Here is a 7,589-nt window from a genome sequence, read left to right on the forward strand (position 1 = left end):
CACCTACTTCACAAGATCCAAGTTGTACAACACCGCGTTAACCATCGCAGCGGCGAGGTTGCTGCCGCCTTTTCTGCCAAGGGCAACAATGGCTGGAACATCACTTTCGTAGAGTGCCTGCTTACTTTCAGCAGCCTCCACAAAACCGACAGGAACCCCAATTACGGCGTCCGGTGATAATTTGCCGGCCTTGGTCATTTCCAAAATTTTGTACAGGGCAGTTGGCGCGTTGCCAACGACGAAAACTTTTTCCGTTGGTACTTCCGCCGCCACCTCAATGGCCGCCATAGAACGGGTAATACCGCGTTCTTTAGCCCGGGCAAACACCTCTGGTTCACTAATGTAGCAGTGGTAATGACAGCCGATAGCGTCCAGTTTACGTTTGTTCATTCCCGCCAATGCCATGGTGGTATCGGTAAAAATCGTGCCACCGTTTTGCATCACGTGGGCGATCTTCGTAATCGCATCGTGAGTAAATTTTAAATTTTGAAGGTAGTCAAAATCAGCTGTTGTATGAATTGCTCGCTTAATTGTGGCTTCCTCAATTGCTGAATTAAATTTGTAATTTGGATCAATTTTATCAATTTCGTCCTGAATCATTTCAAAGCTTTTATCCGTAATTTGATTTGGAATCGTAATGTAATCGCTCATACAGTAAATCCTCCAATGATTAGAAATGCGAAGCGACAGGCGCAGACTAGAATCAGACCGATGACCGCCACCAGATAAACAAGTTTCAATGTGTTGCGAATAGCGCTAAAGTCGGCTGTCACCGCATCCTGGTTCCCAATGAATGGTTTGTCCACGATTTCGCCGAAGTAGTAGTGCGGGCCGCCTAACCGCAGATTTAACGCGCCAGCTACCACGGACTCAGAGAAGCCGCTGTTGGGGCTGCGATGGTGTTCGCGATCCCGCCGGCCAACGACCAGGGCATTGTGAACGTCAAACCGCAGCAGCGCAGTCGCCAGCATGAGTAAGCACCACGTGATGCGGGCCGGAATGTAGTTGAACAAGTCGTCCAATTTAGCCGGAACCAGCCCGATATCGCCGTATTGTTCATTCTTGTAACCGACCATGGAATCTAGTGTATTAACAGCTTTATAAGCCAGTCCAAGTGCTGGACCGCCAATTGCCAGATAGATCAGCGGGGCAATCACCCCGTCGCTAGTGTTTTCAGCATCCGTTTCAATGGTCGCTTTGCACACGTCCTCGGCAGACAATTGATCGGTATCACGGCCGACAATCATCCCCACCTGGTAGCGGGCTTTTTTAAGATCGTTCTGTTTTAAACTGTGCATGATCTTGCGGCTTTCAATCGACAGCCCTTTGATGGACAGGCACGTGTAGCAGAGATAAGTGCCAACGATAAATTGCAGCCAAGGAAGCGGACGTGTCAGTTGCATCAGACCAAACGTGATCAGCCAAGCGCCGCCGACAATGACCAGCCACATTAACGCACCTAATACTCTGCGCGCAAGTGGTGAGAAACTTGGTTTGTTCCACCAGCGGGTCAGCCCGGCAATGGCGTGCCCAATCAGCTTTACTGGGTGCGGCCAAGTTGGAGGATCGCCCAAAAGCAGGTCCAAAACAAACCCAATAGCAATCATACTAATGACTTGCATGGGCACGTGCTCCTAACCGGTCCAGCAACCCGTTGAAAACGGCTTTGCTTTGGTAAAAATGAACGTGCAGGTAACTGGCAAATGTTTGCCGAACTTGGTAACCGCCCGTCCATTCATCCGCCACCACACCGTCCCGGATTTTTTGCATCCGGAGCACCGGTTCAAGACCCGCGTTTGCTGTAAAAACCGAATGGTGAAATTCATGGCCGACTAATTGGGTGCCAGCAGCGCCAATAATCGTATCGACCACCGGTGTTGCATCACAGTATCCAAATCGTTTCAGCCGCGGGGTCATTTTGCTGTCGCCGTCCAGTAAGCCCACCATGTCAAAGGTGCCGATGTCAGTTGTCAGTCGGTTGCCCAGATACATCAAGCCGCCGCACTCCGCGTAAATGGATCGGCCGGCTAATGAAAAGTCGCGAACTGCTTGTTTCATCGCGGTGTTGGCTGAGAGTGCTGCCGCAAATTCTTCCGGATAACCCCCGCCCAGATACAGTGCGTCGATTTCTTCCGGCAACTTTTTGTCGGCGATTGGGCTGAACGCTTTCAGGGTGACGCCAGCTTCTCTTAATGCAGCAAGATTATCCTGATAGTAAAAATTAAACGCATCGTCTTTTGCAATTCCCAGCGTCAGGTCCACCTGCTGGGTCACGATTGGTGATGGCAAGTGTGCATCAACGCTAGTACCAGCTAATGTGAGCAGCTGGTGCAGATCAATGTGCGCCTTGGCCAGTTTGCCCAGCTCAGCAATCTTTGAATCAACAGTCGGCAGTTCGTTATCGGGTACCAAACCTAATTGACGGGACGGCAGCGATAATTCTTTGTTAAAGGGCAGGTAACCGAGGACGGTCACGTCAACGTACCGCTCGATGGCGCCCTTGATCAATTCAAAGTGATTCTGACTCATCACATTATTGACCACGACACCAACAATTGGCACCGCGGGGTCAAATTCGAGAAATCCCTTCACAATTGCCGCAATCGAGGTTGACGCTGAACGGCCATTGACGACCAGTACAACGGGAATGTCGAGCGCTTTAGCAATGCTTGACGAGGAATGGGCGTCCTTATCCGTGCCCAGGCCATCATAGAGACCCATGACCCCTTCGACTAATCCAAGGTCCACACTGTCGGTGTCGCGTTCAAATAAATACTTCAGCGTGCTGACATCAGGGACGAGGAAACTGTCAATGTTGCGTGACTGGCGACCCGTGATCCGCGAATGAAACTTGGTGTCCACGTAGTCTGGACCGATCTTATACGGCTGAATCTGCAGCGAATCACTCAGAGCTGCTAGAATCCCCAACGTCACGCTGGTTTTGCCTGAACCACTCGTCGCCCCGGCAATCATTATCTTTTTCATCAAACCAGTCCCTTCGTCTAGATTCTTTATGCCAACGAGTGCAGTGCAGCAATCAACTGCATGTTTTCATTGTGGCCGCGAACTGCCACCCGGTAATAATCTGGGCTCAGAGCAACATAGTCGGAACAGTCACGGATCATGATGCCTTGCTGCCACAGTTTTTCACGTAATTTTGGAATGGTACTTTTTAATAAGTAATAGTTTGTAACCGATGGATAAACCGTTAAGTAAGTAATTGTCTTTAACGCCTGATACAAATATGGTTTTTCTGCTGTTAGCCAGTCATACGTCCGGTCAATGTAGTCGGTATCCTCGTACATGTGCTCACCGAACCGGGCGGCCATGGTATTAACCGACCAGGGTTCCTGGGCATCGACTAAGCATTGTTTTAGCCGTTCATTGCGCGTCAGAGCGAAGCCCAGCCGCAACCCTGGGATCGCGAAAAACTTAGTGGCCGACCGCAGAATAATCACGGGATCCGTGGGTTTCATTAGTCCCGCGTAACTAAGTGAATCGTGGTCGATCAGATCCATAAACGCTTCATCAAGAATCAACCACACATCGTGGCCCAGGCAGTAATCAGCCAGTTGCTGAACGTCGACTGGTTTAACGACCTGTCCACTCGGGTTATTGGGGTTGCACAGGCACACCAGATCGATATCCGGGTGTACCTCCAGATGGGCCAATAAATCATGGACGGGAACCTGAAAATCATTTTCCGGTTTCAGTTCGAAATGTGAGACCGCAGCCCCTGCCCTTGTCAGTGAGCGTTCGTACTCGCCAAACGTCGGTGCCAGCACCAGCGCATGCTTTGACTGTAGCGCGGTGGCCGTGTCAAATATCATCTGAACCGCGCCGTTACCAACGAAGACATCGCTGCTTGGCAGATTAAAGTGACTGCCGATTGCCGCGCGTAGTTCTGGATACTGTGGGTTTGGGTAGTAGATCACTTCGGCCACTGCATCCGTAATGACCTGTTTGAGCCGAGATGACAGCCCCAGGGGATTAATATTGGCGCTGAAATCCACCAACTGGTCCTCTGAAACACCAATTTTTTTGGCAATCAATTCACGATTACCGCCATGTGTGACTTTCATATTAATTACTCCTTAAGAAGCTGGCGTGCTTCATGTTCTTTGGTAAAAAGGCGTAGATAATTTCTGCGATGACGATGTTGAAAATGGTTGCCACTGTCAGTGGGACAAACAACGCGAAGATGGCACCCTTCAGCAGCGGATACAGCAATGGCACCTCCAACGGGGTGTTGATGATATAACCGACAATATCGGACAACAAAATAATGCCAAACTTGTCTTTACCGAATTTTTGCCGAATCCAGCCAAACACAAACATGCAGACGCCCATCATGAAGCCGACAACAAGATGAACGGGCAGTGTTAGTGGAAACCCGGAAAGTGCAGCTGAAGTCAAGTGCCCGAAGACCCCTAAGAATGCGCCAAACCACGGTCCTAATAGAATAGCACCGAGAAACGCCGGCATGGAGTCAAACGCGATCGACCCCATAATTTTAATGTTTGCCCCAACCACACACAGAGCCAGTAACATGGCAGCTAAAACAATTCTTTTTAATCTGACTGAATCACCCATATGAATAACCTGTCTTTCCGTATATAATGAAAAAATAAAATGATGGCGCTTACAAAATGTTCTAATCGACTCCTATTAAAAATATAATAGGTGCCCCCCTTCATTTCAACGACTTGTGATTCAGCTAACAATTTATTTGTGGCAATTCAAGCAGGTCTTCAAAATAGTAGTTATTTATTTGTGAATGATAAAATTTTGTTAGACATTTTCACGCTTTAAAAATAAGAACGCCGACAGTAGCTGAGTTTCTGTTACAATTTGTTTTGAGTGGTTGATTTTTGGAACCGTTTTTATGACAAATTCTCGCGGTAACGAAACTATTTTGACGTTATTGCGAATTGAATGCCATCATTTTGCCAAAGATGGCAACTTTCACTTAAAAAACTGCTTAAATGCCGTCAGAACAGCTTTTATTATATCTGTCTCAGAATCCGCTTTTTAAGGTTATTTTATGTACAATGGATAAAAGTAACTTTATTCTATTTTTAGGAGGTTCAGTATGAAAATCTACACGAAAAAGGGCGACAAAGGCCAGACCCGGATTATTGGCAAGAAAATCGTTGATAAGGATGACGCCCGTGTTGAATCCTACGGCACCGTCGACGAATTAAATTCCTGGGTCGGTTACACGATCTCGGTGCTGACTCCAGAAACTGCAATTCTAAAAGAAGAGCTGGAAGAGATTCAACAGTTATTGTTTGATGCCGGCACTGACCTTGCAACGTTGAACGATGACCCGAAACGCGACTTCATTTTTAACGCTGATTCTGTACAGTGGCTTGAAGGAAAAATCGATACCTACACTGAGGCTGTTCCTGCAGTGAAAAAATTCATCCTACCAGGTGGCAACCAACCCGCCTCAGCACTACATGTTGCCCGGACAATTACGCGCCGGGCCGAACGCCATATCGTGACGCTTCAAGGTGAAGATGCAATCAACAAGGATGTGCTGATTTTTATCAACCGGTTATCTGACTATTTCTTTGCTACTGCCCGCTATGCTAACATGCTCGGACACAATGAAGATGTTTTATATCGGAACAGCAAGCCGGTCTTTCGGTAAAAACGGATTTCTTGATTGATCATTGAAACGGGGGCACGCCTTTTCACACCAAGCCGGTAATGCCATTAATTGACCCATACTAGATTCGCTGACGTTTAAGCTTGGCATTGTGATTTGACTGACGGCGTTACGCTGATGTTGCCCATTCGAAAAGGCGCCCTTCAATTGCCACAATATGGCAGTCAAAGGGCGTCTTTTTTATATTCAGAGAATAACTTGGTTTTTCATTCATAATTAGCCTAAGCTCTTTTCGTGCCCAGACTGATGATTTTGTTGATTAACATGCACCGTACTTTCGGTGACGTTCATTTTTTCAAAAGCTGCTTCTTGTTTCTTTTCTGCAGCAACAACGGCCGCATCCTTTTCTTTGAGGTCAAAGACCCGCCAAAAAATTAACGCAGCTGTCCACGTAATAGCAAACAAAATGACTAAGGAAATCCCTAAAATGTTAAAGTTCAGTGCTTCAGCAAATTTGATAATTGGATTATTCCACTTAAGATAACCGCCAATGGCCTGTAAGACATCCACGATACCAACAAAAAACGCCGCAGTCACCGACAAACCAGTCAACGCAAGGTTGTAATATACCTTCCGAAATGGAGACGAGAAGACCCAGCTATATGCAGTACTCATAAACAAACCGTCACTGGTATCCATTAAGCACATCCCAGAGGTGAATAGGATTGGAAAAGAGAACACGGCAAACCAAGGAATGCCTTTACTAGTGGCAACCGCAGAGGTGGCCAACACAGCAATTTGTGTTGCGGTATCAAACCCAAGGCCAAACAAGAAGCCGACACAGATAACTTGCCAGTTATGGTTAATGATGTTGAGACCTTTTTTAAACGTTCTGAAGATTCGAGTATCAGTTGAGGCTCTTGCACTCGAAAAATCACCATGACTAATTGCTTTGAACGACTTCCAAATACCAACCAAGATAAACAGGTTAATCGTTCCAAGCAACAGCAGCATAAAACCAGCAAATAGCGTGCCGAAAACCCCACCAACATCCTGAAATTTTGGGAGTTGATTTTTTGACCATTCAACAAAGAAAATCGTCAGTAAAGCCATAATGACCACGACTAATGAATGTCCAAATGAGAAGAAGAAACCGACACCATGTGTGTTTTTGCCATCATTTACGAGTTTTCGCGTCATATTATCAATGGCAGTAATGTGATCAACATCAAACGCATGCTGCAGTCCAAAAGTAAAGGATATGAAAGCCATCGCCAGTAACGACGGGTAGCGGTTAAGATAGGTAAAAACCAATCCCCAACCAACAACGAATAAAAAGAGCACGTAGCCGCCGAATTTTATCACATCCGGTTTAAGTGGATAATGAGTCACCTTTGTTTCCAAGATTGAGACCTCCAAGACGGCATCGGAATATTGTCCTTCCGATACCTCGTAGTGTTGACTGTCAAGACTGTTATTAAATTCATAAGAGTCAATAACGCCTTTAATTGAACAGCCTTTTAAACAGGTTCAATGTACCACCGGATGTCACGATTATTTTGTACCTGTCGATTTCTCGTTGAAATTCAGTTTTCTATAACTTTATTAGCACAGTAACTAAAGCGTTTTCAACTAGGTATTCTTGGCTTTACCAGTATTAGTTATAACTGATGTCAGTATTTTGTAGCTTTTCAGACAAAATATTGATAGTGGTGTGCCCATTTATTGCTATTTAACAAGAAATTATTGGCTTTTAAAGGTAATGTCGGAGCTTGTCCATACCAGCCAAAAATCTACATAATCGTTGTCAAGTTAGACTTTTAAGCAATATTTTTCAAAGAAACAAGTTCTCATTTATTTTTTTAAGACGCGGCCCTATTTAATAAAATGTAGTGAAACGAGTAATACGAAAAAAATAAGGCCCAGTTTAAAATTCAAGTGCAACACTAATCAACTAGACCTTTCAGACTAGACA

At 45.9% G+C, this 7,589-nt stretch carries 7 protein-coding genes; 1 reads left to right on the top strand and 6 read right to left on the bottom strand.

Annotated features, from left to right (window positions below; all coding sequences use genetic code 11):
- Nucleotides 1-3: 3 nt before the first annotated feature.
- From FC82_RS08790 to FC82_RS08810, 5 genes are read right to left on the bottom strand one after another with little or no spacing between them, the layout of a single operon-like run.
- Nucleotides 4-651 (bottom strand): cobalt-precorrin-8 methylmutase, encoded by a 648-nt coding sequence (locus FC82_RS08790; protein ID WP_054762214.1) that lies wholly within the window; start codon nt 649-651, stop codon nt 4-6.
- Nucleotides 648-1,622, bottom strand: coding sequence for an adenosylcobinamide-phosphate synthase CbiB (gene cbiB, locus FC82_RS08795; RefSeq protein WP_056996783.1), 975 nt, complete (start codon nt 1,620-1,622; stop codon nt 648-650). The genes FC82_RS08790 and cbiB overlap by 4 nt, the downstream gene beginning before the upstream one ends.
- Nucleotides 1,609-2,985: a cobyrinic acid a,c-diamide synthase CobB gene (locus tag FC82_RS08800; protein WP_056996784.1), complete on the bottom strand. Its 1,377-nt coding sequence runs from the start codon at nt 2,983-2,985 to the stop codon at nt 1,609-1,611. Before FC82_RS08800 ends, cbiB begins: the two co-directional genes overlap by 14 nt.
- Before the next feature lie 26 nt (nt 2,986-3,011).
- Entirely contained in the window at nt 3,012-4,082 is a 1,071-nt protein-coding gene (gene cobD / locus FC82_RS08805) for a threonine-phosphate decarboxylase CobD (RefSeq protein WP_054762216.1), read from the bottom strand.
- A gap of 1 nt (nt 4,083) precedes the next feature.
- Complete coding sequence (locus FC82_RS08810; RefSeq protein ID WP_054762218.1) at nt 4,084-4,593, bottom strand: ECF transporter S component; 510 nt, start codon at nt 4,591-4,593, stop codon at nt 4,084-4,086.
- 499 nt (nt 4,594-5,092) lie between these two features.
- On the opposite strand from FC82_RS08810, the gene FC82_RS08815 reads away from it, so the two are divergent.
- On the top strand, nt 5,093-5,656 hold the full coding sequence (locus FC82_RS08815) for a cob(I)yrinic acid a,c-diamide adenosyltransferase (protein WP_054762220.1): 564 nt from the start codon (nt 5,093-5,095) through the stop codon (nt 5,654-5,656).
- Between the two features lie 234 nt (nt 5,657-5,890).
- On the opposite strand, the gene FC82_RS08820 is transcribed toward FC82_RS08815, so the two are convergent.
- A complete protein-coding gene (locus FC82_RS08820) occupies nt 5,891-7,018 on the bottom strand; it encodes a HoxN/HupN/NixA family nickel/cobalt transporter (protein ID WP_235809203.1) in 1,128 nt (375 codons plus the stop codon).
- Nucleotides 7,019-7,589: the final 571 nt, after the last annotated feature.

It is taken from the genome of Secundilactobacillus collinoides DSM 20515 = JCM 1123 (genome assembly GCF_001435975.1).
Lineage (GTDB): Bacteria > Bacillota > Bacilli > Lactobacillales > Lactobacillaceae > Secundilactobacillus > Secundilactobacillus collinoides.